This is a genomic window from Arthrobacter sp. UYCu512 (genome assembly GCF_040547075.1).
Taxonomy (GTDB): domain Bacteria; phylum Actinomycetota; class Actinomycetes; order Actinomycetales; family Micrococcaceae; genus Arthrobacter.
Genome location: NZ_JBEPPA010000005.1, coordinates 152,115 through 177,032, shown reverse-complemented (window position 1 = coordinate 177,032; position 24,918 = coordinate 152,115). Strand labels below are relative to the sequence as shown.

The 24,918-nt window shown below is 65.3% G+C and carries 21 protein-coding genes; 17 read left to right on the top strand and 4 right to left on the bottom strand.

Annotated features, from left to right (window positions below; genetic code table 11):
* Positions 1 to 78: 78 nt before the first annotated feature.
* The 7 genes from mnmA (at position 79) to ABIB49_RS07185 (ending at position 8,865) form a co-directional block, all read left to right on the top strand.
* On the top strand, positions 79 to 1,224 hold the full coding sequence (gene mnmA / locus ABIB49_RS07215) for a tRNA 2-thiouridine(34) synthase MnmA (protein WP_226775755.1): 1,146 nt from the start codon (positions 79 to 81) through the stop codon (positions 1,222 to 1,224).
* 357 nt (positions 1,225 to 1,581) lie between these two features.
* The gene (locus ABIB49_RS07210; RefSeq protein WP_226775756.1) at positions 1,582 to 3,219 is read left to right on the top strand and encodes an ABC transporter substrate-binding protein; all 1,638 of its coding nucleotides are present in this window, start codon (positions 1,582 to 1,584) and stop codon (positions 3,217 to 3,219) included.
* 129 nt (positions 3,220 to 3,348) lie between these two features.
* Positions 3,349 to 4,440 (top strand): ABC transporter permease, encoded by a 1,092-nt coding sequence (locus tag ABIB49_RS07205; RefSeq protein ID WP_226775757.1) that lies wholly within the window; start codon positions 3,349 to 3,351, stop codon positions 4,438 to 4,440.
* Between the two features lies 1 nt (position 4,441).
* Positions 4,442 to 5,467, top strand: coding sequence for an ABC transporter permease (locus ABIB49_RS07200; RefSeq protein WP_282359613.1), 1,026 nt, complete (start codon positions 4,442 to 4,444; stop codon positions 5,465 to 5,467).
* A complete protein-coding gene (locus ABIB49_RS07195; protein WP_354156858.1) occupies positions 5,464 to 7,161 on the top strand; it encodes an ABC transporter ATP-binding protein in 1,698 nt (565 codons plus the stop codon). Before ABIB49_RS07200 ends, ABIB49_RS07195 begins: the two co-directional genes overlap by 4 nt.
* Before the next feature lie 199 nt (positions 7,162 to 7,360).
* Positions 7,361 to 7,819 carry a chorismate mutase gene (locus ABIB49_RS07190; RefSeq protein WP_282359611.1) on the top strand — a complete coding sequence of 153 codons (459 nt, stop codon included), beginning with the start codon at positions 7,361 to 7,363 and terminating at the stop codon, positions 7,817 to 7,819.
* A gap of 2 nt (positions 7,820 to 7,821) precedes the next feature.
* Positions 7,822 to 8,865 carry a uroporphyrinogen decarboxylase/cobalamine-independent methonine synthase family protein gene (locus tag ABIB49_RS07185; RefSeq protein ID WP_226775761.1) on the top strand — a complete coding sequence of 348 codons (1,044 nt, stop codon included), beginning with the start codon at positions 7,822 to 7,824 and terminating at the stop codon, positions 8,863 to 8,865.
* A gap of 14 nt (positions 8,866 to 8,879) precedes the next feature.
* Here the strand turns inward: ABIB49_RS07185 and ABIB49_RS07180 are convergent, their stop codons facing one another.
* Positions 8,880 to 9,593: a DUF4166 domain-containing protein gene (locus tag ABIB49_RS07180; protein ID WP_282359610.1), complete on the bottom strand. Its 714-nt coding sequence runs from the start codon at positions 9,591 to 9,593 to the stop codon at positions 8,880 to 8,882.
* 178 nt (positions 9,594 to 9,771) lie between these two features.
* On the opposite strand from ABIB49_RS07180, the gene mtrA reads away from it, so the two are divergent.
* The 7 genes from mtrA to secA all read left to right on the top strand — a co-directional run bounded on the left by mtrA (position 9,772) and on the right by secA (position 20,247).
* Entirely contained in the window at positions 9,772 to 10,446 is a 675-nt protein-coding gene (gene mtrA, locus ABIB49_RS07175; RefSeq protein ID WP_226775763.1) for an MtrAB system response regulator MtrA, read from the top strand.
* 160 nt (positions 10,447 to 10,606) lie between these two features.
* The gene (mtrB, locus tag ABIB49_RS07170) at positions 10,607 to 12,424 is read left to right on the top strand and encodes an MtrAB system histidine kinase MtrB (protein ID WP_354156864.1); all 1,818 of its coding nucleotides are present in this window, start codon (positions 10,607 to 10,609) and stop codon (positions 12,422 to 12,424) included.
* A complete protein-coding gene (locus ABIB49_RS07165) occupies positions 12,421 to 14,142 on the top strand; it encodes an LpqB family beta-propeller domain-containing protein (protein WP_282359609.1) in 1,722 nt (573 codons plus the stop codon). Before mtrB ends, ABIB49_RS07165 begins: the two co-directional genes overlap by 4 nt.
* 88 nt (positions 14,143 to 14,230) lie before the next feature.
* Complete coding sequence (locus ABIB49_RS07160) at positions 14,231 to 15,280, top strand: ComF family protein (protein WP_354156857.1); 1,050 nt, start codon at positions 14,231 to 14,233, stop codon at positions 15,278 to 15,280.
* 143 nt (positions 15,281 to 15,423) lie between these two features.
* Positions 15,424 to 16,149, top strand: coding sequence for a ribosome hibernation-promoting factor, HPF/YfiA family (gene hpf / locus ABIB49_RS07155; protein WP_282359607.1), 726 nt, complete (start codon positions 15,424 to 15,426; stop codon positions 16,147 to 16,149).
* A gap of 32 nt (positions 16,150 to 16,181) precedes the next feature.
* Positions 16,182 to 17,441: a winged helix-turn-helix domain-containing protein gene (locus ABIB49_RS07150; RefSeq protein ID WP_354156856.1), complete on the top strand. Its 1,260-nt coding sequence runs from the start codon at positions 16,182 to 16,184 to the stop codon at positions 17,439 to 17,441.
* 70 nt (positions 17,442 to 17,511) lie between these two features.
* Positions 17,512 to 20,247 (top strand): preprotein translocase subunit SecA, encoded by a 2,736-nt coding sequence (gene secA / locus ABIB49_RS07145; RefSeq protein ID WP_354156855.1) that lies wholly within the window; start codon positions 17,512 to 17,514, stop codon positions 20,245 to 20,247.
* 100 nt (positions 20,248 to 20,347) lie between these two features.
* On the opposite strand, the gene ABIB49_RS07140 is transcribed toward secA, so the two are convergent.
* Positions 20,348 to 20,842, bottom strand: a complete 495-nt coding sequence (locus tag ABIB49_RS07140; protein ID WP_354156854.1) for an Rv3235 family protein — start codon at positions 20,840 to 20,842, stop codon at positions 20,348 to 20,350.
* 113 nt (positions 20,843 to 20,955) lie between these two features.
* Positions 20,956 to 21,792: a LysM peptidoglycan-binding domain-containing protein gene (locus tag ABIB49_RS07135; RefSeq protein WP_354156853.1), complete on the bottom strand. Its 837-nt coding sequence runs from the start codon at positions 21,790 to 21,792 to the stop codon at positions 20,956 to 20,958.
* A gap of 155 nt (positions 21,793 to 21,947) precedes the next feature.
* Between ABIB49_RS07135 and ABIB49_RS07130 the strand changes: the two genes are divergently transcribed.
* Positions 21,948 to 22,547 carry a hypothetical protein gene (locus tag ABIB49_RS07130; protein WP_282359602.1) on the top strand — a complete coding sequence of 200 codons (600 nt, stop codon included), beginning with the start codon at positions 21,948 to 21,950 and terminating at the stop codon, positions 22,545 to 22,547.
* 34 nt (positions 22,548 to 22,581) lie between these two features.
* Here ABIB49_RS07130 and ABIB49_RS07125 read toward each other — a convergent pair whose 3' ends face one another.
* Positions 22,582 to 22,797, bottom strand: a complete 216-nt coding sequence (locus ABIB49_RS07125; RefSeq protein WP_282359601.1) for a helix-turn-helix domain-containing protein — start codon at positions 22,795 to 22,797, stop codon at positions 22,582 to 22,584.
* Between the two features lie 149 nt (positions 22,798 to 22,946).
* Between ABIB49_RS07125 and ABIB49_RS07120 the strand changes: the two genes are divergently transcribed.
* Positions 22,947 to 23,591, top strand: a complete 645-nt coding sequence (locus ABIB49_RS07120) for a CpaB family protein (protein WP_282359600.1) — start codon at positions 22,947 to 22,949, stop codon at positions 23,589 to 23,591.
* Positions 23,588 to 24,901, top strand: coding sequence for a CpaE/TadZ family protein (locus ABIB49_RS07115; protein WP_282359599.1), 1,314 nt, complete (start codon positions 23,588 to 23,590; stop codon positions 24,899 to 24,901). The genes ABIB49_RS07120 and ABIB49_RS07115 overlap by 4 nt, the downstream gene beginning before the upstream one ends.
* The last annotated feature ends 17 nt before the right edge of the window (positions 24,902 to 24,918 follow it).

The following is a 24,918-nucleotide window of genomic DNA, read 5'->3' as shown; positions in this document are numbered from 1 at the left end:
AGGAATCGGCGTGGCGATAGAATGGGGCGGCAGGCATTGTGTTATTCCTGCGCACCCCGGACCCTAAAGAAAGCCAGTATGCGAGTTCTAGCAGCCATGAGCGGCGGCGTCGATTCCGCCGTTGCCGCAGCCCGCGCCGTCGAGGCGGGCCACGACGTCGTCGGCGTCCACCTGGCCTTGTCCCGAATGCCGGGGACCTTGCGCACCGGCAGCCGCGGCTGCTGCACCATCGAGGACTCCCGGGATGCCTGGCGTGCCTGCGACGTGCTCGGTATCCCTTACTACGTTTGGGATTTCTCGGAGCGCTTCAAGGAAGACGTGGTCCAAGACTTCATCGACGAATACGCCGCGGGCCGCACTCCCAACCCCTGCATGCGCTGCAACGAACGGATCAAGTTCGCCGCGCTGCTGGAGAAGGCGATCGCCCTGGGTTTCGACGCAGTCTGCACCGGCCACTACGCCAAGGTGATCAACGACGCCGAAGGCAACCCCGAGCTGCACCGGGCCGCGGACTGGGCCAAGGACCAGAGTTACGTCCTCGGCGTCCTCACGCATGAGCAGCTCAAACACTCCATGTTCCCGCTCGCTGATACTCCGTCCAAGGCCGAAGTCCGCGCCGAGGCCGAGCGCCGCGGACTCTCCGTCGCCAACAAGCCCGATAGCCACGACATCTGCTTCATCCCCGACGGCGACACTGCCGGCTGGCTGGCCGAAAAGATCGAGATGACCACCGGCGACATCGTGGACGAGTCCGGCGCGAAGGTCGGCGAGCACCCGGGTGCCAACGCCTTCACCGTCGGCCAGCGTCGTGGCCTGAAGCTGGGTACGCCCGCCGCTGATGGCAAGCCACGCTTTGTACTTGAAATCCGGCCGAAGGAAAACAGGGTGGTGGTGGGCCCAGAGGCGCTGCTGGCCATCGACGAGATCCGAGGCATTAAGGTCTCCTGGGCAGGGCTGCCAATCGCCGAGGTCCACACCGGTGAAGAATTCGACTGCTACGCCCAGGTCCGCGCGCACGGCGACCCCGTACCCGCGACGGCGCGGGTGGAGCACCCCGACGCCGGCGACGGCCGCACGGGCGCTACGGGTAACCTCGTTGTGACCTTAACGGAACCCCTGCGGGGTGTGGCTCCGGGCCAGACCGTGGTGCTCTATCAGGGCAGCCGGGTACTGGGGCAGGCCACTATCGATGCAGCCCGATCGCTGCAGCGGGCTGCTCTCTAAGCGGGCTGCTCTCCAAACGGGCTGCTCTCCGAACGGGCTGGCGGCAGGCTGGACCCTGTTGCCGCCGGAAGGCCGCACACCTTGGGTGTGCGGCCTTTTTGCGAGCTGACCGCTGTGGCGGTTTGCGCCACTGCGGCACCTCGGGCGCTATCGGACGCTGCCGGTTTTCAGCCGGGATTCCTGCAGATAACGTCGAGTTCTTTGCATTCGTGTAAATTTTGTGTCTCATCTCACAGAATGCAACGATTCACCTGTTGATCTTCTGGTTGAATCAAGGCATCAGGACAGGGTGCTGACCCCGGGGCCACCATTAACCCTGGCCGGCACACTAGTACTCATCGAACAGAAAGTTCACAGATGGCAATGAACAAAAAGGCCCTGCAAAGCGCCATCGCGCTCGCCGGGGTATCCGCCTTCGCACTGACTGCCTGCACCGGCCCCTCCGGCGGCGGCGGGACCTCGACCGGCAGCGCGGCCGGCACAGGCACTATTACGTACGGCACCACCGATAAGGTAGTCACTCTCGACCCGGCCGGGTCCTACGACGCCGGCTCCTTTATGGTGATGAACCAGATCTACCCGTTCCTGCTCAACTCGAAACCGGGCACTGCAGACTCCACTCCCGACATTGCCGAGTCGGCTTCCTTCACGAGCCCCACGGAGTACACCGTCAAGCTCAAGCCCGGCCTCAAGTTCGCCAACGGGCACGCACTGACGTCCTCCGACGTGAAGTTCTCGATCGACCGCGTCGTCAAGATCGCCGACGACAACGGTCCCGCGTCACTTCTCGGGAACCTCGATTCGGTCGCAGTCAAGGACGACTCCACGGTGGTCTTCACGCTCAAGGCCGGCAACGACCAGGTCTTCCCGGGCGTCCTGGCAGCCAACGCGGGTCCGATCATCGACGAAGAGGTCTTCCCGGCTGACAAGCTGCTGACCGACGACGAAATCGTCAAGGGCCGCCCGTTCGCCGGTCCCTACACAATCGAGAGCTACAAGAAGAACGAGCTCGTGGGCCTGAAGGTCAACCCGGACTACCAGGGCCTGCTCGGAAAGCCCGCCAACGGCGGCGCGACCATCAAGTACTACGCTGATTCCAACAACCTCAAGCTGGATGTCCAGCAGGGCAACATCGACGTAGCCGGCCGCAGCCTGACAGCCACCGATGCCGCGGACCTTGAGAAGGATTCCAAGGTCAAGGTCTACAAGGGCCCGGGCGGCGAGTTGCGCTACATCGTGTTCAACTTCGACACCATGCCGTTTGGTGCCAAGGCCGCCGACGCCGATCCCGCGAAGGCGCTTGCCGTGCGGCAGGCGATGGCTAACGTCGTCGACCGCGACGCGATCGCCAGCCAGGTCTACAAGGGCACGTATCTGCCGGCATACTCCGTCGTTCCTGACGGTTTCGTCGGAGCCATCCAGCCGCTCAAGGAAATGTACGGCGACGGCAGCGGCAAGCCCAGCCTCGACAAGGCCAAAAAAGCCTTCGCCGATGCGGGCGTCACGGCACCGGTTACCATCAAGCTCCAGTACAACCCGGACCACTATGGCAAGTCCTCGGGCGATGAGTACGCCATGATCAAGGAGCAGCTGGAGAAGTCGGGCCTGTTCAAGGTTGACCTGCAGTCCACCGAGTGGGTCACCTACTCGAAGGACCGTACCTCCGATGCCTACCCGGTTTACCAGCTCGGCTGGTTCCCGGATTACTCCGACGCGGACAATTACCTCACTCCGTTCTTCGTCCCCGGCAACTTCCTGAAGAACCACTACGAAAACCCGACTGTCACGGACCTGATCAGCAAGCAGCTGACCACCGTCGACAAGACCGAGCGCGAAAAGGTGCTTGGCGAGGCCCAGACGGCCGTCGCAAAGGACCTGTCCACGCTGCCGTTGCTGCAGGGTGCCCAGCTGATGGTCGCCGGCAAGGACGTTAAGGGTGTTGAGAAGACCCTGGATGCTTCCTTCAAGACCCGTCTTGGTGTCATTTCCAAGTAAGTCCCATCCCATCCGGTTCTGACCAGCCAACGAGGCGGGGCGCCCACACGGCGTCCCGCCTTTGGTGCTGTTACAAGGACAACAGATTCCGGAGCCCGCGTGGCTCCCGGAACACACACTGAGGTACCAATGACAACACTTATCGAGGCGCCGCCGACCGACGGCGAAGGCCTCCTGCCGACAAAGAAGAAATCGACCGGTGGGGGACTGGGCCGATACATCCTGATCAGGTTCTTCCTGATCTTCCCGACGATCCTCATCCTTGTCACCATGGTGTTCTTCCTGATGCGCACCACCGGCGACCCTATTACCGCTGCCCTGGGCGGCCGGCTCCCGCCGGAACAGCTGCAGGAACGGATCACAGCGGCCGGGTACGACCGGCCCATCTTTGTGCAGTACTTCGAGTACCTGGCGCAGCTCATCACCGGCAACTTCGGCACCACCCTCTCGGATAACCGCCCGGTCTCGGAGATGCTTGCCACCTATGGCGCGGCCACCCTGGAACTGACAATTAACGCCCTTCTGGTGGCCCTGGCCGTCGGTATTCCGCTGGGCCTGGTCGCGGCGCACCGCCGCGACAAAGGCCCCGACGCGGCGCTGCGGGTCTTTGCGATCCTTTGTTATGCCACGCCGGTCTTCTTCTCCGGGCTTCTCTTCAAACTGACATTCGCCGTCTGGCTGGGCTGGCTCCCGGTAGCCGGGCGCGCGAAGCCCGGCACCGAGCTCGCCCTGACCGCGCTCGAGGCGCCGACGGGCATCTATTGGCTGGACGCCATCCGCAGCGGCAATACCGCAGCATTGGCCGACGTTATGGCCCACGCCGTCCTGCCTGCACTAGCCTTGGGCCTGCTGACCGCCGGCATCTTCCTGCGGCTGGTCAGGACCAATGTCATCGGCACCCTCGGCAAGGACTACGTCGAGGCCGGCCGTTCCCGCGGGGTGAGCGAATTCCGGCTGGTCACCAAACACGCCTACAAACCTGCACTGATCCCCATTATCACCGTGATGGGACTGCAGATCGCCGTGCTGCTGGGCGGCGCGGTGCTGACCGAGACCACGTTCGAATGGAAGGGCCTGGGCTTCCAGCTCGCGACCTACCTGACGGCCCGCGACTTCGTAGCAGTCCAAGGCATCGTGGTCCTCCTCGCAGTGATCGTGGCTGTGACCAACTTCTTCGTGGACATTGTCGCCGCGCTGATCGACCCCCGCGTGAGGTACTGATATGAGCACCACTGCCGTTACTGAACCTGCCAAAGATCCCCGGGGACCCTGGGTCCGGCGACTGCCGGTCATATCCCACTTCAACAAAAGCGTTGGCCTGCAGCGCGGAATGCTGGTGGCAGGGCTTGTACTCACAGCAGTCTTCCTGCTGACCGCGATTTTTGCGCCGCTGGTCGCGCCCTTTGGTTTCTCCCAGATTTCCGACGCCGACGGCGGCTTCCCGGCCCAGCAAGCGCCGGGCGGGAAGCACCTGATGGGAACAACCGTCGGCGGTTACGATGTTTTCTCCCGGGTGGTCTGGGGAGCCCAAACGGCCGTTCTGGTCATCATTGTGGCGGTGATCATGTCGATTTTCATCGGTGTGATCCTGGGCCTGGTCAGCGGCTACATCGGCGGCTGGCTGGACCGGACGCTCGTGGTGATCGCCGATGCGGTTTACGCCTTCCCGCCGCTGCTGGTGGCCATCGTGATGGCGATCGCCATCAGCGGCGGCAGGTCCAGCCTCTGGGGCGGTATCCTCGCTGCGGCGATTTCCATCACGGTCGTTTTTATTCCGCAGTACTTCCGTGTGATCCGGGCCGAAACCATCCGGCTCAAGGCGGAACCCTTTGTGGAGTCGGCCAAGGTGGTGGGTGCCTCAAACATCCGCATTATGCGCCTCCACGTGTTCAAGAACGCCACCCGCACGCTGCCCCTGATCTTTACCCTCAACGCCTCCGAAGCCATCCTGACCCTTGCAGGCCTGGGTTTTTTGGGCTTCGGCATTGAGCCGACGTCGGCCGCCGAGTGGGGCTTCGACCTGAACAAGGCGCTGGCGGACACCACGTCAGGTATCTGGTGGACAGGTGTCTTCCCCGGGCTCGCTATCGTCCTCACCGTCCTTGGACTGACTCTTGTCGGCGAGAGCATCAATGACCTTAACGACCCCCGCCTGCGGGGCCGCAGGAAGGCTGCCGCCGGCAAGGGCGGGCCGGATTCCAGCACCGGTGCCCCGGCTGCACTCGACGCAGAAGTGAGAAGTTCATGACTATCAACATCGACAAAAAGGGCACGGGCCCGGTCCTCGACATCGAGCACCTCAAGGTCACCTTCGCCACAGATGCCGGCGACGTTTACGCCGTCAAGGACGTCAGTCTCCAGGTCAACCCCGGCGAAGTCGTGGCGATCGTGGGCGAATCCGGCTCCGGCAAAACCGTGACGGCCAAGACCATCCTGGGCCTGCTGCCGGAGACCGCTATCAGCTCCGGAGCGGTGCTGATCAACGGCAACAACGTGATCAGCGTCAGTCCCGCGAAGTTGCGGGAGATCCGTGGCCGCGACGTCGCCATGGTCTTCCAGGAACCGTCCACGGCGCTGAACCCCGTCTTCACTGTCGGCTGGCAGATTGCCGAAGGCATTCGCGCCCACACCCGCCACGGGGGAACCGGGCGGGTCAACGCCAAGGAAGCCAAAAACCGCGCCGTTGAGGCGCTCCGCAAGGTGGGCATTCCGGACCCCGAAACGCGGGTCAACTTCTATCCGCACCAGTTCTCCGGCGGGCAGAAGCAGCGTGTGGTCATCGCCGCGGCGCTGGCCCTGAACCCGGGCCTCATCGTGGCGGACGAGCCGACCACCGCGCTGGACGTTACGGTACAGGCGGAGATCCTTGAGCTCCTGCGGGACCTCCGGGACCAGTACGGAACCTCGATCGTGCTGATCACCCACAACATGGGGGTGGTGGCCGACCTCGCCGACCGCGTCGTTGTGATGTACCAGGGTGATGTCGTCGAAGAGGCGGCCGCACGCGTGCTGTTCGCCGAACCGAAGCAGGACTACACAAAGAAGCTCCTGGCCGCCGTCCCGCACCTGGGCCGGAACTCTGCTTCCGAAGGCATGACCCAGCGGGCACACCAGGGCGGCAAGGTGCTCGTCGAGGCCAGGAACCTGACCATCGAGTATCCCGGACGGCTGGGCAGCCCCGCTTTTAAGGCCGTGGACGGGGTGAATTTCACACTCTCCGAGGGTGAGGTCTTTGGCCTCGTGGGGGAGTCAGGCTCCGGGAAAACGACGATCGGGCGTGCGATCGCCGGCCTGAACCGGACCACCGGCGGCAGCCTGAAGGTGCTGGGCTACGAAATGCTCAACCTGAAGGAGCGCACCTTCAAGCCGCTGCGCAAGGAGATCGGGTTCGTTTTCCAGGACCCTGCGGCGTCTTTCAATCCGCAGTTGACGATCGGTGACTGCATCGCCGAACCCCTGATCATCCACTCCAATCCCGGCCCGGCGCAGGCCAGGCAACGGACCCGGGAGCTGCTCGAAGCCGTGCAGTTGCCGGCCGCCTATGCCGACAGGTTTCCGCATGAGCTCTCCGGCGGGCAGCGTCAGCGCGCGTCACTCGCGCGGGCACTGATCCTGAACCCGAAGCTGCTCATCGCCGACGAGCCGACGTCGGCGCTGGACGTGTCAGTCCAGGCCGTGGTGCTGGAGCTGTTCAAGGACATCCAGGCCGAATTCGGCTTTGCCGCCCTGTTCATCAGCCACGACCTCGCGGTGGTAGATATCCTCTCCCACTGGGTTGGTGTTCTGTACAAGGGCAAGATGGTGGAACAGGGGCTCGGTAACCAAGTGATGGGGCATCCGCAGCACGAGTACACCAAAAAGCTCATTGCTTCGCTGCCGGTTCCGGATCCGGACGAGCAGGCCAGGCGCCGGGAGGAATTCCGCGCCGTGCTGCACGGCTAAGCCGATTCCTCGGCACACCAGGGGACATGCCCGCCGTTCTGAATGAACGGCGGGCATGTCCCTGGTGTGGTGGTGGAAAACAGTGCTGTGGTGGAAAACAGTGCGGTGGCGGAAAACGCAGGTTACGGCCCGCGGCGCCGTAGGAACCGTCCGAGCTTAACAGCCGAAGTGATTCGGGCGGTGGCCCTAGAATGGGTCAATGACCGAGCAGAACCAGACACCTCCCGACGCCGAATCCTATGACCCGGGAGCCAGCTCGCTGGCCGGTCAGGTGGATCCGGCGGTGATGGCTGAGCTGTTGTCGATCCGTTCCAGCATCGATAATATCGATGCCACGCTCGTTTACCTTCTCGCTGAGCGCTTCAAAGCCACCCAGAAGGTCGGATTCCTGAAGGCCACCCACAAGCTTCCCGCCGGGGATCCTGGCCGGGAGACCGCTCAGATCTCGCGACTGCGCCGCCTCGCCGCGGAGGCCCACCTGGACCCGGCGTTTGCCGAAAAATTCCTCAACTTCATCATCGGCGAAGTCATCCGGCACCACGAGGCCATTGCCGAGGACCACCTGGCTTCCCTGGCCGCTGACAGCCTCGCCGCCGGCACCCAAGCCCCGCTCATGGGCCGATCCGTAGGCACTGCCGGCGCCTCCGAGACCGCCTAAGCGTGGCCGCTCCACTGGCCGCGGGGCCGCAACAGGTCACCGCCACCGCTCTGGGCGCCTGGCCCGGCGAGGACCCGGTCGAGTCCGCACGCATCATCCGCGGTGAGCTCGGCGGCCCGCACCTGCCGTTCCTGGCCGAGCTTCCGGACCGGGGTGTCGGTTCGGACGCGCTCGGGCGGACGGCTTCCCTGCTGGTGGACCTTTCCGTAGACGTCCAGCCCTACGGCTGGCGGATCGTGGACCGGCCCGGCAAGGACTTCAAACGGGCGCGCTCGGCGCTCTCAACCGACATTAACATTCTTGCCGACGTCATCGGCGCCGAGGACAGCCCGGCCACAGATCTCAAGGTTCAGCTGCGGGGACCGCTCAGCCTCGCCGCCGGACTGCACCTGCACAACGGGGAGCGTGCCCTGATTGACTACGGCGCCAGGCGGGACCTTGCCGCGTCCCTGGCAGCGGGTGCCGGCAGCTACCTCAGCCGCATAGCCGCCGCGGCTCCCGGAGCCCGGATCGTGGTGGAGATCGACGAACCGGAGATAGCGTCCGTCCTGGCCGGCACCATTCCCACCTCCAGCGGCTACCGGACGCTGCGCTCGGTAGCCGGCCAGGAGGCCACCGATTCCTGGGAGTTGCTCATCAACGCGCTGCGGGAGGCCGGCGCCGTCGAGGTCGTTGTCTGTGTCCCGGAAGTCGAGGCGCCCTTCGACCGGATCCTGGCTGCCGGAGCCGACGGGATCGCGGTGCCCCTCCGGGCGCTGACATCGCGCCAGTGGGAACAGCTCGCCGGCGCAGTGGAAGGCGGCAAACGGCTGTGGGCGGGAGCGCTGGATGTCTCCAATCCCGCCGCCGCGCTGCCTCGGGTCGCCGACGTCGTGGAAACGCTCTGGCGGCCGTGGCGCCAGCTGGGCCTGGCCGCCGCGACTCTCGGTGGTGTACGGGTCACGCCCTCAGACGGGCTGGCCAGGCATTCGCCGGCATCGGCGACGGCGGTCCTGACCCGGCTGGTGCAGGTGTCCGACGGCCTCAACCAGCTGGCGCTCGGCTAGCGCGGGCCCGATCCTCAGCTGCGGCTTTCCCACCGGTCAGGCCGGGCGCGGTCCGGCAAATACCCCGGCACTGACACTCCGCCGGGGTAAGGGTCCAGCCGATAGTCGAAGTGCCCGGCATAGACCAGGATCAGCCCGAGCTGCGGCTGGATCACCTTGACCTGGATCCGGTGCCTTCCGGCGGTGCCTTCCTCAGGCGCCCACCACTGTTCGGCGTAGGCCTTGGCGTCCAGCGCGGCCGGCAGGGGAATCCGCAGCGGCCCCAGAAAGAGCCGCGACGCCTCCGATACGCCGCGCAGCCTGCCACCGGCGGTGACACTGAGGTTGAGGTCCGTGACCAGCCGCCGGTACCGTCCGACGTAATCCAGCAGGCCGGACCGGCTGCCGGAGTCATCGAAGCTTGTGGTGTCGTGGAAGAGCCTGGTGGTGCCCGGGAAGAAGATCTCGCGCCGGGCCGTCAGGCTGGACCGGCCGAAAGGGTCCAGATGGGCGTGGTTTTCGATCCGGAACGGGATGCCTTCCCCGTACTCCGGGAAAAAGGCCTCCTCGCCGCCGGCGGGACGCAGCAGGGGGCGCAGCCAGCTTTGCCGGCAGCCGACCACCTCAAACACACCCTCGCCGACGCCGAAATGGCCTGAGCCGGGAGTGAGGGAAAAATACTCCTGCAGCTCCGGCTGCAGCCGGCCGAAGTCGGCGCCGAGGGCCAGTTGGTAGATCGGGGTGCTCACAAGTCCTCCTGGGATGCTTGGCTTGTTGACGTCTTCCTGTCCACAGCATGCGGGACGGCGGCGCATTTGTCACAGCGGGCCCCGCTTATGGCCCTCCGTGCGGTGCCCGGGCAGGCCGCCGCCATGCCCGGGCACCGCTGAATACGACAAAGCCATTGCAATAAGGGAATATATACATATGAAGGCACGCATTCTGATAGTGGACGATGACGAGGCGCTGGCCGAGATGATCGGTATTGTTCTGCGCAATGACGGGTTCGAACCCGTCTTCTGCGCCGACGGCGGGCAGGCGCTCGAAGTCTTCCGCTCGTCCAAGCCCGACCTTGTGCTGCTGGACCTTATGCTTCCGGGCATCGACGGCATTGAAGTCTGCCGACAGATCCGTGCCGAATCCGATGTTCCAATCGTGATGCTTACTGCCAAGGCGGATACGTCCGATGTGGTCCGCGGTCTTGAGTCCGGTGCCGACGACTATGTCCCGAAGCCCTTCAAGCCGGCCGAGCTGGTCGCCCGGGTCCGGGCACGGCTCCGGCCCGGCGACCAGAAGGCGCCGGAGACGCTGCACATCGCCGACGTCACTATCGACGTCGCAGGCCACCTCGTGAGCCGCGGGGCCGAGCGCATCTCGCTGACACCGCTGGAATTTGACCTGCTGGTCGCGCTGGCGCGCAAACCCTGGCAGGTTTTCACCCGGGAACTGCTCCTGGAACAGGTCTGGGGCTACCGGCATGCTGCGGACACGCGTCTGGTCAACGTCCACGTCCAGCGGCTCAGGTCAAAAATTGAACGTGACCCGGAAGCCCCCGAAGTTGTATTGACGGTCCGTGGTGTCGGCTACAAAGCAGGTTCCTGAGCCACCGGAGGGCCTCGCCGGAGCAGCTCCGGTGAGCACCTCGCCGGAGCCGTCCGGCGTCGTGGGACCAGGTACTGCGGGTCCCGCGGCCCCGGCCGCCGCGCATGCGGACGGTCCCGCGGTCCGCCGGCAGGCCCTGCGGTTCCGGACCCGGCTTTGGATGAAGCGGTCCCGGATCGTGGGCGTGCGGGTGGCCAGGCTGGTTGGCACCGGCTCTTCCCGCCTGCTTCCGGGTATCCGCTATCTGCTCCGGTCCCTGCACCGCAAATGGCGTCGTTCCATGCAGTTCCGGACCGTCCTGACGACACTGATGCTCGCAGTCGCATCATTTGCAGTCGTCGGGGCCTATTTGTCCAACCAGATCGCCAATAATCTCTTCCAGGAACGGCTGGCCCAGGCCGAGTCGGAGACACGATACAACGTCAAGCAGGTCCAGGACACCTTCGACGGCGCCCAGGTCACCGACCAGTCCAGTGTTATCACCCTCGTTTATGACACTTTGAACGCCGTCGAGGGACGCGGTTCCGTGATCCAGCGGCGCTACGTCTTCGAAGCCATGCCGGAGCAGACCAAACCGCGCAACCGCTGGGTCGAATCGAGGGCCTCGGACCAGCTCACCATCAGCGTCATTCCGACCGAGCTGCGCAAGGCGGTGCAGGATTCCGGCAAGGAGCAGTTCTGGGCTTCCACGGAATTCCCGGTGGGTACCGAGGACCGGCCCGGAATTGCAGTGGGCAACAAGGTCACTTTCAACGGCACGGTCTACGAGCTGTACCTGATTTATGACCTCAATACGGCACAAAAGACCCTTGACGAGATCCAAAACGTACTGCTGGCCGGCGGTGCCGTGCTGGCGCTGCTGATTGGTGCCGTCGCCTGGTATGTGACCCGGAACGTCGTCAGCCCGGTCAGCCATGCCGCACTGGTGTCCGAGAAACTCGCGGCCGGGCAGTTGCAGGAGCGGATGGTAGTCAAGGGCGAGGATGAGGTGGCCCGGCTTGGCGCGTCCTTTAACCACATGGCCGCCAGCCTCCAGGAGCAGATCACCCAGCTCGCCACGCTGTCGCAGATGCAGCAGCGATTCGTCTCGGATGTTTCCCACGAACTACGCACCCCGCTGACCACGGTGCGGATGGCCGCCGAGGTGCTCTATGACGCACGCGACGACTTCGACCCCGTCAACAAGCGCTCGGCGGAACTGCTTTATAACCAGGTGGAGCGCTTCCAGTCCCTGCTTGCCGACCTGCTGGAGATCTCACGCTTCGACGCGGGCGTCGCCACACTCGATGCCGAACCGGGCGACATTGTGCAGCTGGTAGCGCATGTGATGGAAGGTGTAGCGCCGGTGGCCGCCGAGTACGGCTCCGCGGTCACCCTCAACGCGCCTGCGGGCAGCATCATCGTGGACATGGATGACCGTCGGATTGACCGGATCCTGCGCAATCTTGTGCTGAATGCCCTGGAACACAGCGAAGGCCGGCCGGTGAACATCTCGGTGGCGGCCAACGACACCGCCGTCGCTGTCGCCGTCAGGGACCACGGCATCGGTCTGTCACCGGCGGACGCGGCCCGCGTTTTTGACAGGTTCTGGCGCGCCGATCCGGCGCGGGCGCGCACCACTGGGGGCAGCGGCCTCGGGTTGTCCATTGCGGCCGAAGACGCCAAACTCCACAACGGCTGGCTGCAGGCGTGGGGACGGAAAGGGGTCGGAGCCAACTTTCGCCTCACCCTGGCCCTTCGCCAGGGCGAAGCCATTGCGAAGTCACCCCTCCAACTGGAGCCTGTCGACGTCGGGCTCCGTGGCGTGGGGAGCGAGCGGACCATGCTGCTGCTGGATCCGGTGCCCGTCACACGCGCCGATGCTCCTGCCCCGGCGGCCGGGGACGTCCCCGACGTCGGCACACCGCACGCCCGCTCAGCCGTCACCCGAATCGCGGACCCGGGAACCGCAGTCACCGGAATGAAGGAGGGGCCATGAACGGAGCCGCATGGAAAGGCCACCGAGCGGCGGCCGTGCTGCTGGCGCTCCTGCTGTTCCTGCTGACATCGTGTGCCCAGATCCCGCGCTCGGGCCCGGTGGGAAAGAGCACCGACGAAAGCGCTGGGAACCCCAATAATGCCCCTGTGTTCTTCCCTTCGGCCCCGCGTGAGGGGGCCGGGCCGGAGGCCGTGATCGAAGACTTCTACCTCGCCGGCAGCGGCTACGAAGACGACTACGCGGTGGCGCGCCAATACTTGACCCAGGCGTCCTCAGTGACTTGGAAGCCGGACCAGCGGGTGCTTGTGTTCCGTTCCGCCCGTGTCGTCCCGACAGCTGTCGAGAACGTCTTTAACTACGAACTTGACGTGTCCTACTCCGTCGACGCTGACGGAGTCGCGACCCGGCTGCCGGAGGGAACCAAGGAGAATATTCCCGCTACCCTGACCAAGGTTGACGGTGAATGGCGGATTGCCGAGCTCCCGGACGGTACGGCAATTCCGGAAGAGACGTTCAAAGTAATCTATGGCGCCTATCCGATCTATTTCTATGACCCGACGTTCACCTACGCGGTGCCGGATGTCCGGTGGTTCATCCGGAAGAAGACCGTCAAGGCCATGACAAGTGCCCTCCTCGCGGGTCCGGCCCCGTATCTCAAGGGGGCCGTGGTCAGCGCCTTCCCGTCCGGCATCAAGCTGGCCCGCGAGTCCGTGCCGGTCGTCTCCGGTGCCGCCCAGGTGGACCTTTCGGCGAAGGACCTTGTGGAGGCTTCCAACGAGGACCGCCTGCGGATGCAGACCCAGCTTTCGCTGACGTTCCGCAGCCAGCCCGATGTGATCAACGTCGAGCTCCGAGCCAACCAGGACCTGGTGCGCGTAGATGACAACGGTTCGGTTGTCCCGCCGATCCGGGACAAGAACGTACCGGGCCGCCAGATCGCCGTGAGCGAGAACGACCTGGTCCGGTACGAGAACAACAGGATCTCGCCGCTTCCCGGCATCCAGTCTGTATCGGCGCTGGCGCCGCGGGTCCCGGCGGAGTCGCCCGTGTCGCAGACCGCGGCTTTCCTCAACGCGGGGCGCGGGACGCTGTACTCCATCGTGCCGGGACAGCCCGCCAGGGCGCTCGCTACCCGCGCTACGCTGACCCGCCCGTCCTTTGACCGGTACGACTGGGTCTGGACGGCCGGGCCGGGGGCCAACGGCGACACCGAAATGGTCGCCCACCGGCCAGTCGGCGTTGCCGAGGGGGCCAGCGTCCCCGCGGTCACCCTGGCGCCGGCATGGCTCGCCGGGCGGTCCGTCAAGGAGTTCAGGGTTTCCCGCGAGGGCACCCGCGCCCTCATTCTCACGCAGCAGAACGGCAAGACCAAAGTCCAGATCACCGGTATCGTCCGGGCCGCGGACGGTACCCCAAAGGAACTGACCGTGCCGACCACCCTGCTGTCGACGAATGATCCGGACCAGGGAGTGTGGGTGGATGACACGACGGTCGCCGTGATGAAGGGCTCCACCAGCGGATCCGTCACTCCCGAGCTGCTCCCACTCACCGCGTCCGAGCCGCAGCCGCTCGCGCCGTGGCCCGGGCTCACCGCACTCAGCGCCGGGAATGGCGGCGAGGAAATCTATGCCCAGTCCGGGGAAGGGATCTTCCAGCGGCTCGGTAACGGCTGGGCCCCGCAGCTGAAGGGGCCGATCGATCCGTCCTATCCGGGTTAGCGGCCGCACCTGACGGGACCGCCGGCGGTTCCGCACATAGCTGAGTCAAGGACTGCCAACGGGCGCTGCGGGGGCGCACAGTGGGGGGATGGGCACAGCCAGGGAAGCCCGCGGCCGCCGCGGGGCCAGGGCGGCAGTTGGGCACGACGGCAGCGCCGGCGCTGAGCCGCACACAGGTGCACGCAGCGCAACCGGCGCCGCACGGCGGACCCAACGCGCAGTCGACCCCGATCTGGTTACTGCCGCAGCTTCTGCGGCGAGACACCGGGGCGCCTACCGCCTGCCGCTGGCACGGCTGGCGGCGGCTGCCGCCGCCGCTGCCGCCGAAGTCCTGGCACTCGTGGCCCCGGTGGAGTGTGTCTGTTGCGGGGCCGAAGACATGCCGCTCTGCGGCGGCTGCGAACGGCAGGTCCGGCTATTGATGCGCCAACCATTCCGGGCAGAAGCGCAGGCCCCGGCACTGATGGACGTCGACGGCGCCGTGATCCTTCCGGTGGTGGCTGCCGGCGCCTACCGCGCGGAGTTGGCGCAGACCGTGCTGTCGTTCAAGAGCCACGGGCAGCGTCAGCTCGCCGAGGTGTTGTCCAAAGGCCTGGCCCGGGCCATCCGCGACGCCGCCGGGGAGTCCCGGGGACTGCTCCTTGTACCCGTCCCGACGAGCAGCAGCGCCTACCGGAAGCGCGGCTTCAGCCCGATCCACGTGCTGCTCGGCAGGGCGGGAAGGCCAAGGGGGCCGGGAGCCGGGCAGCACCCGGGATTCACCATCGTCCACGCACTCCGGAAGACGAGGCCGCCGTTCCCGGCGTGCGGGCCGTCATCAGGTGGGCAGGGTGGCCAGAAGGGACTGGGGCGCCGGGACAGGGTGCAGCGCGTGCAGGGAACCATGCGGGTTCGCCGCTGGCCGTTCAATCCCGGGGTGGACGGCCGGGCGTGCATCATCGTTGACGACGTGCTCACCACCGGGGCCACGTTGGCCGAGGCCAGCCGGGCGTTGCATGCGGCCGGCGCGGTGGTGCGGGGTGCCGTAGTCCTCGCCGCGACACGCCCGCCGGTCACATTGGGCTTCCCCGGTCCGGACGGTGCGATAGCAGGGAAACGGCCCGTCAACGAAAAAAATAAACCAAAAAAGGATGAATAAGAGGTGTGTATGAACTAACGTCGAAGATGGGTACCAAGAACAGATGTACCTGTCGATGGCGGCTCGGAAAGGGGCTCGACTGTCAGTCAGATCAGCCTCGGGAAGTGCCGTCGTCGTGTCACCGAAGTCATTTGGAGGGCACCATGGAGTTCATGATCAGCGGACGTAATTTGACGGTCTCGGACCGGTTCCGCGAATACGCTGACGAGAAGATCTCGAAGATCGCGTCGCTCGGGGACAAGGTCCAGAGGGTGGACGCGAAGGTTTCCAAGGAGACCAAGGCCCGGCAGACGGACGAGATGCTCACGGTTGAGCTGACCGTCCTGGGCCGTGGGCCCGTGATTCGTGCCGAAGCCAGCGCCGCCGACAAATTCGCCGCGTTCGATCTCGCCTACAACAAGCTTCTGGAGCGCCTGCGCCGGGCGAAGGACCGCAAGAAGGTCCACCACGGCCGGCACACCCCCAAGTCCGTGACCGAGGCGACGGCGTCGCTTGAGCCCGCTAGTACCAGCGAGCCCCTCTACGAAGAGGCGAGCCACTGGCAGGAGTCGAAGACGGCCCCCGATGAGAAATCGCCGTACGAGGTCGAAAACGATATCCCCGCCGGAGACTCACCCGTGCTGATCCGTCGGAAGGTCTTTCCCGCGGCGTCCCTCACACTCGACGACGCCGTCGACAACATGGAACTTGTCGGTCACGACTTCTACCTCTTCGTGGACAAGGAGACCAAGGCTCCGTCCGTCGTCTACCGCCGTGAGGGCTGGACCTACGGCGTGATCTCCCTTGACCAGACCTGCGAGCCGGGGCAAGCCCCGCTGGAAGAAAAGATCATCGCCTACCGCTCCGAGGATGAGCCGGCCAGCGCATAAGCTGAAGCTGACCGTTCAACGAAGGGACTGACGTGCCGGAAGCGCTGAGCCTCACGCAGGCGCGGCGGATCGCACTGGCAGCCCAGGGATTGGACAAGGTACGGCCCGCCGGACCCGTGAGTTCACGGGCGGTGGGCCGTACTTTTGCCCGCCTCCAGCTTGTCCAGATCGACTCCGTGAATGTGTTGTCCCGGAGCCACTACCTGCCGTTCTTCTCCCGTCTGGGGAACTACGACCGCGCCATCCTTCAGCGAATGGCGGGGTCCCATCCGCGCCGGATGATGGAGTACTGGGCCCACGAGGCAAGTTTCATCCGGCCCGACCATTTCCAGGACCTGGTCCTGTGGCAAAGCCGGAAATGGGTGGGGGCGCATTCCATGGACCCCCAGCTGCGCAGCGGCGTCGCGTCCCGGGTGCTGGAGGCGCTGGCGGACGGCAGGCCGATGACCGCCGCCGAACTCACCGCACGCCTGGGCCATGTGGAGGCCCGGCAGCGGGACAACTGGGGCTGGAACTGGAACGCCGTCAAAATGGTCCTCGAACACCTGTTTGAGGCGGGGATCATTTCGGCCGCGTCACGCACGGAATCGTTCGAGCGGCGCTACACCCTTACCGCCAGGGTCCTGCCTGAGCGGCCCGCACCGCCGTCGGGCCTCCCGACCACCGACTCATCCCGGGCCGCAGCGCTGGTGCGTCTGATCGATGCGGCCGCCCGTGCCCACGGGATCGGCACACTGCGATGCTTTGCCGATTACTTCCGGACGCCCCTGCGTGCATCGGCCCTGGCCGTGGACCACCTGGTCCGCGCCGGCAGCTTGTTGCCTGTCACCGTGACCGGCTGGAATAGGCCCGTCTACAGGCATATCGAGGCAAAACTGCCCCGCACGGCCACCGGCCGTGCGCTGCTGAGCCCTTTCGACTCACTGGTCTTTGAGCGGCGCCGGCTGGAGGCCCTGTTCGGCTTCCACTACCGCATCGAGATCTACACTCCGGAACCGAAGCGCCGCTACGGCTACTATGTGCTGCCGTTCCTGCTGCGGGACGGGATCGTGGCCCGCGTCGACCTCAAAGCCGATCGATCCAACCGCATCCTGCTGGCGAGGGCGGCCCATGCCGAACCCGACGCTCCGTCCGACACCGCCGCCGAACTCGCCGCTGAACTGCGGCTCATGGCAGAGTGGTTGGAACTGGACCGGATAGTTGTTTCCCAGCAAGGGGACCTGGCAGTGGCGCTGGCAGCAGCAGTGTCCGAGGCAGGGAGCGGGCTATCCGCTAAGAGGGGACAGGCGTAATCGGCCCTGCGTCTCTCCCGTAGACTAAATACGCCAGAATTCGGCAGCTTGAGACTGGGAGCAACTTCACGTGGCATCACTTATCGAAAAACTTCTCCGCACGGGTGACAAAAAAACCCTGAGGCAACTGCGGAACTATGCCGATTCCATCAATGCCCTGGAAAGCTCCTTCCAGACCTTCAGCGACGCTGAATTGCGCGAAGAGACGGACCGTCTGCGCGCGCGCCACGGTGATGGCGAGATACTGGACGATCTGCTGCCCGAGGCTTTCGCTGCCGTGCGCGAAGCCTCCTCCCGAACCCTTGGCATGCGCCATTTCGACGTCCAGCTGATGGGTGGCGCCGCCCTGCACCTGGGCAACATTGCCGAAATGAAAACCGGTGAAGGCAAGACCCTCGTGGCCACCGCTCCGGCCTACCTGAACGCCCTCACCGGCAACGGTGTGCACGTCATTACGGTGAACGACTACCTGGCTGAGTACCAGTCGGATCTGATGGGCCGGGTGTTTCGGTTCCTTGGCCTGAGCAGCGGCTGCATCCTGTCAAACCAGGATCCTGCGGTACGCCGCCAGCAATACTCTGCGGATATCACCTACGGCACCAACAACGAATTCGGGTTCGACTACTTGCGCGACAACATGGCGTGGGACCAATCCGAACTGGTCCAGCGCGGCCACCACTTTGCCATAGTCGATGAGGTGGACTCCATCCTCATCGATGAGGCCCGGACCCCGCTCATCATCTCCGGGCCGGCCCAGGGTGACACCAACCGCTGGTACAGCGAGTTCGCTAAGGTCGTCACGCGGCTTCAGTCCGAGGAGGACTACGAAGTTGACGAGAAGAAGCGCACCGTCGGTGTGCTCGAGGCCGGCATTGAGAAGGTCGAGGACTACCTCGGTATCCACAACCTGTACGAGTCCGCCAACACCCCGCTGATCGGCTTCCTGAACAACGCCATCAAGGCCAAGGAACTGTTCAAGCGGGACAAGGACTACGTCATCCTGGACGGTGAAGTGCTGATCGTGGACGAGCACACCGGCCGCATCCTCGCCGGCCGCCGTTACAACGAGGGTATGCACCAGGCGATTGAGGCCAAAGAAGGCGTCGAGATTAAGGCCGAGAACCAGACTCTCGCCACGGTTACCCTGCAGAACTATTTCCGCATGTACAACAAGCTCGCGGGCATGACCGGCACCGCCGAAACTGAAGCCGCCGAGTTTATGAGCACCTACAAGCTCGGCGTTGTTGCGATCCCCACCAACCGGGACATGCAGCGCATCGACCAGGCGGACCTGGTCTACAAGAACGAGGCGGTCAAGTTCGACGCCGTCGTCAAGGACATCGCTGAACGACACGATCAGGGCCAGCCGGTCCTCGTTGGCACCACAAGCGTCGAGAAGAGTGAATACCTCTCCCGGCTCCTTGCCAAGGAGGGTGTCCGCCATGAGGTCCTGAACGCCAAGAACCACGCCCGGGAGGCCGCGATCGTCGCCCAGGCAGGCCGCAAGGGGGCCGTCACGGTTGCGACCAACATGGCCGGCCGAGGTACCGACATCATGCTCGGCGGCAACGCCGAGTTCACCGCCGTCGCCGAACTGGCTCAGCGCGGGCTCGACCCGGAGGAGAACTCCGAAGAATACGAGGCCGCCTGGCCGGCCGCTTTCGAGGCTGCCAAACAGGCCGTCAAGGACGAGCACGCAGAAGTCCTCAGCTTTGGCGGCCTTTATGTGCTGGGCACCGAACGGCACGAATCGCGCCGGATCGACAACCAGCTCCGCGGCCGTTCCGGCCGCCAGGGCGACCCGGGCGAGTCCCGGTTTTACCTGTCGCTGACCGATGACCTGATGCGTCTGTTCAACTCCGGCGCCGCGGAACGCCTGATGAGCAGCTCAGTGCCTGACGACGTGGCACTCGAATCCAAGCTCGTCTCTCGTGCGATCGCCTCCGCCCAGGGTCAGGTGGAGGGCCGCAACGCCGAACAGCGAAAGAACGTCCTGAAGTACGACGACGTGCTGAACCGCCAGCGTGAGGCCATCTATGGTGATCGCCGGCGCATTCTCGAGGGGGACGACCTCCACGAGAAGGTCCAGTTCTTCCTGGAAGATACGATCAATGCCTTCATCGAGCAAGCCACGGCAGAGGGTACCGGCGACGACTGGGACTTCAACCTTCTCTGGTCCAACCTCAAAACCCTGTACCCGGTAAGTGTTACGCCGCGCGAGGTCATTGACGAGGCCGGTGGAAAGCCGCGGATCACGGTGGAGTTCCTGAAGGAGGAGATCCTCTCCGACGCACGTCTGGTTTACCAGGCACGCGAAGAGGCTATCGGCCAGACGAGCATGCGCGAACTTGAGCGCCGGGTCGTCCTTTCGGTGATCGGCCGAAAATGGCAGGAGCACCTGTACGAGATGGACTACCTCAAGGAGGGCATCGGGCTGCGCGCCATGGCCCAACGCGATCCTCTGGTGGAGTACCAGCGCGAGGGCTTTATTATGTTCCAGGCCATGATGGAGGCCATTCGCGAGGAAAGCGTGGGGTTCCTGTTCAACCTTGAGGTTGAGGTGACCCCTGCCGAGGACGTCGTAGTTGCGGACGACGCCGGGCAGCACACCGAACATCACGAGCCGCAGATTCGTGCTGCCGGGCTGGAAGCCCCTGAAAAGCCGGCGCAGCTGCAGTACACGGCCCCGGGTGAGGACGGTTCGGCCCAGACCCGGGTGGAGGCCAAGTCCTCCGGCCGCTCGGGGAACCCGGCCAAGGCTGCCCAGGATGCCCAGCGTCGCGCCAACAAGAAGAGGAAGCGCTAGCTGAACGGCTGCGGCTTAGCCGGCCGCAGCTAGGTTCTCCTCCTTCCGCCGGGTCCATTGGGAAGCCTGGCCGGTGGTAACTGGCCTTGTGCCTTGGCAATCAGCCGATTTCCAGCACAGTGACCCGCCAGGCGAGCCTGCTGCGCTCCAGCCTCAGCGCGACCGCGCGCACCCGCGATTCCTCGACCACAACGGCGCTGGCTTCGTAGATGTCCGCGGTCACCCGGCAGGCCCGGACGGAGTGGACGGACGGATTACGGTGCAGCCGTCCGGCGGTTGGCGACGCCCCGCACGGCATCCGCCGCGTCAACGCGGCCCGGTGTTGCAGGGCCGCCAGACAGCGGTCGTCGAGCCGCCTTGCCAACTGCTGCACCGCACGGGCACCGGCCAGCACCTCGATGGCGGCCTGAACCGTGCTGCGTGAAATAGCACAGATCTGCTGTTCCTCGTCGGGCATTGGCAGCCGCGGTGCTGCCGGAATGCAGGGCCCGGCCGGCAGGGATGCCGGGGCCGCACCGTCGGGAACCAGTCGAAGTGGCGGGGCTAGGGATCGGTTGGGTTCCGCTGCGGCACGGAGGCTGCTGGTGGCGTTCATTGTGCTTCCTTTCTGAGGGTTTTCAATTGGCGCAATGCGATGCCGGGGATGTTCCCAGCCGGGATCTCTATGGGCCGTAGACCGGAAGGATCGGGGACTGGGCTCGGGCACACTCAGAATCCGGGGCGCAGCCTGAGCACCTGGCCAGGCCGCAACAGATCCGGGTTACCCCCGATGATGCCTCTGTTGACCTGATAGATCCTTGGCCATTCCAGGGCAATGTCGACGTCGGAGGCGCAGGCTCCCAGACGGCCGGCCGCTACGGTCCACAGCGAATCACCGGGCCTGATTGTCACTTCAGTCGTGTGGTCCGCTGCTTGCTGCCGACGCAGCGGGCGCTCCGCCAGCGGTCCCGGGTCGACAACCGGACTCAACGGTTGCCATTGCGGAATCTCGACAGCAGGGGTTTGCGACGGATTTACGGGTGTTGCCGCCGGCGCTGGCCGCGCCGTGTACGTTCCAGGCGGAGCTCCTGTCGCGTCCGCAACCGCCGTCGGGATCCACGCTGCGGATGCCGCTGGTGTGGCCGCGGGCGAGGCCGCGGGGTCGGGGAATGCCGGTGGGACGGCTGCTGTGGCCAGCGGTGCGGTGAGCAGCTGGAGTCCGACGGCGGCCAAGGCGAGGCGGCGCATATAGCCCGGGGCAAATCTGCCGGTGGCTGAGGCGGCGCGGACCTTTCCGCCGCGTTCGAGGAGGGCTGCCGCCACAGCAATGCCAAGCGACATTGCCCACCAGAGAATCACCACCAGGCCTGCCGTGTTCGCAGCGGCACCAAGCTGGTCTTCAAACCCTAAGGACGCGTGATGTGCGGAGGAGACCCTCCAGCGCTGGACCATGGCGCCTCCTGTTGCGGCGAGGAGGAAGCCCAGCAGCAAAATGGCTGCCGCCATCACCACGTCGGCGCGCAGCGCAGGGTGCGGGCTGGATGTCGGAACGTCTGCTGCGGCCATGGTCTGCTGCCTGTCTTTCTTTGATGCCGTTTGATGCTTTTAGAACTAATTTGATGCTGTTTAACTAAGTTTGGATTCGTATAGTGACGTTTGTCTAGGGCTAATTTTCCGGAGTGTGGTTGACCGCTGGCGTGGGCCGTGCGTACCCTGACGCCATGCGCTGGGATTCCCTCTTTGAGGATCTGGAGACCCAAATGGCCGCGGGCGTGCGGCTGGATCTCGACGCGGAAATTATGGAGCGGACGAGGGCGGAAGCGGCAGCCGTGGAGCTCGGTGACCGGCTTCGGGGCTCGGTGGGGCTACAAATACGGGTTCAGCTCGCCTCCGGAACAACGTTCGAGGGAACGTTGATCCACTCGGGAAGTCAGGCGCTCGTGCTGGCTGAACCACAGCATCAAGTGCTGATTCCCTATGACTCGGCGCTTAGCTACCTCGGGCTTGCGCGGTTCGCAGTGCCTGAGCCGTCCAGGGTCCGGCAAAGACTTGGACTGGCCAGCGCCCTGCGCGGCCTGGCGCGGGACCGCGCAGCTCTTGCTGTCCTGCTGACCGGAGGGTCAGCAGGCGAAACGACTCTCCACGGTGTGATCGACAGGGTCGGCCGCGACCACTTCGACCTGGCGGTGACCGGGGAAGGCGAGGACCGCCGGGCGGCCAATGTCCGGCAGTTGGCGACGATTCCCTTCGGCGCCCTCGCCGGAATCAGGTCCGCCCGGTCTCCGGATGACGATCCGCGCGGCTACCCGGCAGCTCGGTGAATCCGGCGTGGCTGCGGCGCCGGGTTTCCCCGGCTCAGCGGTTCTTGGACTTTGCTTGTTCGATCATCCGGCCAGCTTCCGCGTAGCGCTCCTCGATGTACTGCTCGAGCATCTTCTCCTCAACACGCCACTGGCCCCGTCCGCCCACCTGAATGGCCTTGAGCTCCCCGCTGCGCACGAGCGAGTACGCAGCCGTGGCGTTGATCTGGAGCTGCTCTGCGACGTCGGCAAGGGTCAGGAATCGGGGCATGATCCCATTTTGCCATCGATGGTCCGTTCCAGGGCCGTTATCCACAGTTTGCACTTCTTTTGCTTCTGCATCTTCCCGTGAGCGCACCAAGGGGCAACAATAATGATGGCCGGGCCGTCACCGGCGGCAATGACGGGGGGAGCGGGCGCATGAGTGCAAGCACGGCAGCCGGCGGTGCGCGGCTGAAGAAGCCGTCCTGGAAAGACCCCAGGCTGATTATTGGCATCCTGCTGGTGCTTGCCTCAGTGGCGGGTGTGATAGCAGTGGTGGGAGCCGCGGACCAAACCGCCGAGGCCTACACCGCGCGGGAAGCGATCGCCGTCGGGGAAACTCTGAGCGCTGACAAGCTGGACCGCGTCAAGGTCCGCCTGGGCGAGGTCGAACAGCACTATCTCACGCCCGCGACCGGCGTGCCGGACGGGCTGGTCGCCGTGCAGAGGATCGGCAAGGACCAATTGCTGCCGCGCGGCAGTTTCGGGAGGCCCGACGGACTGGACCGGAAACCGGTGGCCGTCACTGTCGAGGAGGCCCTGCCGGAGCAAGCGGTTGCAGGTTCCCGGGTCGATGTCTGGGTCGCGCTGCCGGATACCAGGAATGGATTCAGCCAGCCGGCCTTGCTGTTGCCGGGCGCAGAAATCGCCCGGATTACGCCGGGAAGCACCGCGCTGGGGTCCGCACGGTCCACAGTGGTGATGGTGCTGGTGACCGACGGGCAGATGCCGAACCTGCTGGGGGCGCAGGCCAACAAGGCGAAAATATCAGTCGTTTGGAACCCTGGGGGAGGCAAGCGATGAGTATCCCCGTTGTTACTGTCGGGGACTCGCGGGAAGACCTGGTCGGCAGGCTGGAACGCCTCCACGGCCCGGTGTCGGTGGTCCGGCGGTGTACCGAGTTGGCCGAACTGCTGGCCGCCTGCCAGAGCGGACTTGCCCGTGCCGCAGTCGTGGCGCAGGGCAGCGAGGAGCTGACGGCATCGCTTGTCGACCGGCTGTCCGCCGTGGGGGTGGCCGTCGTGGCCCTGACCGACAGCACGGAAGAGATGGCCCGGTTGCAGGGGATCGGGGTGGCCGCCGAACTATCGGGGGTCGGCGCCGCGGCCCTTGCCGGCCGTATCCAGTCCGCTGTCAGCCAACTCACCGGGCGGGACCCGCTGCTCCGGCAAGGTGACAGCTCTGGTCCGCCCGACGCCGGCCGGGCCCCCGAAAGCTCCGGCGGGGGCGCCGTGGACGGCGCCGAAAGATCCGGTGCCGGTAAGGTCATCGCGGTGTGGGGGCCCGCAGGATCGCCGGGCCGGACCATGCTCGCGGTCAATATGGCCGCCGAACTCGCCGCCGCCGGGAAATCCGTGCTGTTGGTGGACGCCGATAGCTATGGCGCCAGTGTCGCGGCCATGCTGGGGCTGCTGGACGAAGCCGCCGGGCTCGCGCAGGCGTGCCGCCTCGCAGACCAAGGCCTGCTGAACCAGGAAGCGCTGCTCCGGATCGCGGCTCCGGTCGTAACGAAGACGGGTAGTTTCCGGGTGCTGACCGGAATCACCCGGGCCGACCGCTGGACCGAACTCCGCCCCGCGGCACTTTCCCTGGTGCTGTCCCGGGCCCGGCAGCTTGCAGAAGTCGTAGTCATCGATACCGGGTTCTGCCTGGAGAGCGACGAGGAATTGAGTTTCGATACGATGGCACCTCGCCGCAACGCCGCGACCTTGAGGAGCCTCGAACTTGCGGACATGGTGTTCGCCGTGGGAGCGGCCGACTCGATAGGTGTTCCAAGGCTGGTCCGGGGTTTGGCCGAACTGGAATCCGCCGTCCCGGGTGTGTCCCCGCGCGTGGTGTTGAACAAGGTCCGGCAGTCCGCTGTGGGACGCTTCCCGGAACGGCAACTGCGCGATGCCTGGGAGCGTTTCGGTCCCACGGTCCCGCTGAGTGCCTTTCTGCCAGCTGACCCGGTCGCTACTGATGCGGCGCTGCTGGCGGGATCGCTCCTGCTCGAGGCCGCCCCCGATTCTCCGCTGCGAAGGGGGATCGCCGACCTTGTTTGTGCACCCGTCCAGCGAATTAGCCGATCCTCTGTATTTTCTTCCACAGCGAAGCGGCGACTAAAAGGCTAGGCTCACCATGAGGGCCG

Bases quoted from the DNA above. Each gene is read 5' to 3' on its own strand.
- ABIB49_RS07205 (WP_226775757.1), top strand. From the start codon at position 3,349: ATGACAACACTTATCGAGGCGCCGCCGACCGACGGCGAAGGCCTCCTG.
- ABIB49_RS07115 (WP_282359599.1), top strand. From the start codon at position 23,588: ATGAGTATCCCCGTTGTTACTGTCGGGGACTCGCGGGAAGACCTGGTC.
- ABIB49_RS07195 (WP_354156858.1), top strand. From the start codon at position 5,464: ATGACTATCAACATCGACAAAAAGGGCACGGGCCCGGTCCTCGACATC.
- ABIB49_RS07200 (WP_282359613.1), top strand. From the start codon at position 4,442: ATGAGCACCACTGCCGTTACTGAACCTGCCAAAGATCCCCGGGGACCC.
- hpf (WP_282359607.1), top strand. From the start codon at position 15,424: ATGGAGTTCATGATCAGCGGACGTAATTTGACGGTCTCGGACCGGTTC.
- ABIB49_RS07160 (WP_354156857.1), top strand. From the start codon at position 14,231: ATGGGCACAGCCAGGGAAGCCCGCGGCCGCCGCGGGGCCAGGGCGGCA.
- ABIB49_RS07125 (WP_282359601.1), bottom strand. From the start codon at position 22,797: ATGCCCCGATTCCTGACCCTTGCCGACGTCGCAGAGCAGCTCCAGATC.
- ABIB49_RS07210 (WP_226775756.1), top strand. From the start codon at position 1,582: ATGGCAATGAACAAAAAGGCCCTGCAAAGCGCCATCGCGCTCGCCGGG.
- mtrA (WP_226775763.1), top strand. From the start codon at position 9,772: ATGAAGGCACGCATTCTGATAGTGGACGATGACGAGGCGCTGGCCGAG.
- ABIB49_RS07165 (WP_282359609.1), top strand. From the start codon at position 12,421: ATGAACGGAGCCGCATGGAAAGGCCACCGAGCGGCGGCCGTGCTGCTG.
- mnmA (WP_226775755.1), top strand. From the start codon at position 79: ATGCGAGTTCTAGCAGCCATGAGCGGCGGCGTCGATTCCGCCGTTGCC.
- ABIB49_RS07135 (WP_354156853.1), bottom strand. From the start codon at position 21,792: ATGGCCGCAGCAGACGTTCCGACATCCAGCCCGCACCCTGCGCTGCGC.
- ABIB49_RS07130 (WP_282359602.1), top strand. From the start codon at position 21,948: ATGCGCTGGGATTCCCTCTTTGAGGATCTGGAGACCCAAATGGCCGCG.
- ABIB49_RS07140 (WP_354156854.1), bottom strand. From the start codon at position 20,842: ATGAACGCCACCAGCAGCCTCCGTGCCGCAGCGGAACCCAACCGATCC.
- ABIB49_RS07190 (WP_282359611.1), top strand. From the start codon at position 7,361: ATGACCGAGCAGAACCAGACACCTCCCGACGCCGAATCCTATGACCCG.
- ABIB49_RS07120 (WP_282359600.1), top strand. From the start codon at position 22,947: ATGAGTGCAAGCACGGCAGCCGGCGGTGCGCGGCTGAAGAAGCCGTCC.
- mtrB (WP_354156864.1), top strand. From the start codon at position 10,607: ATGAAGCGGTCCCGGATCGTGGGCGTGCGGGTGGCCAGGCTGGTTGGC.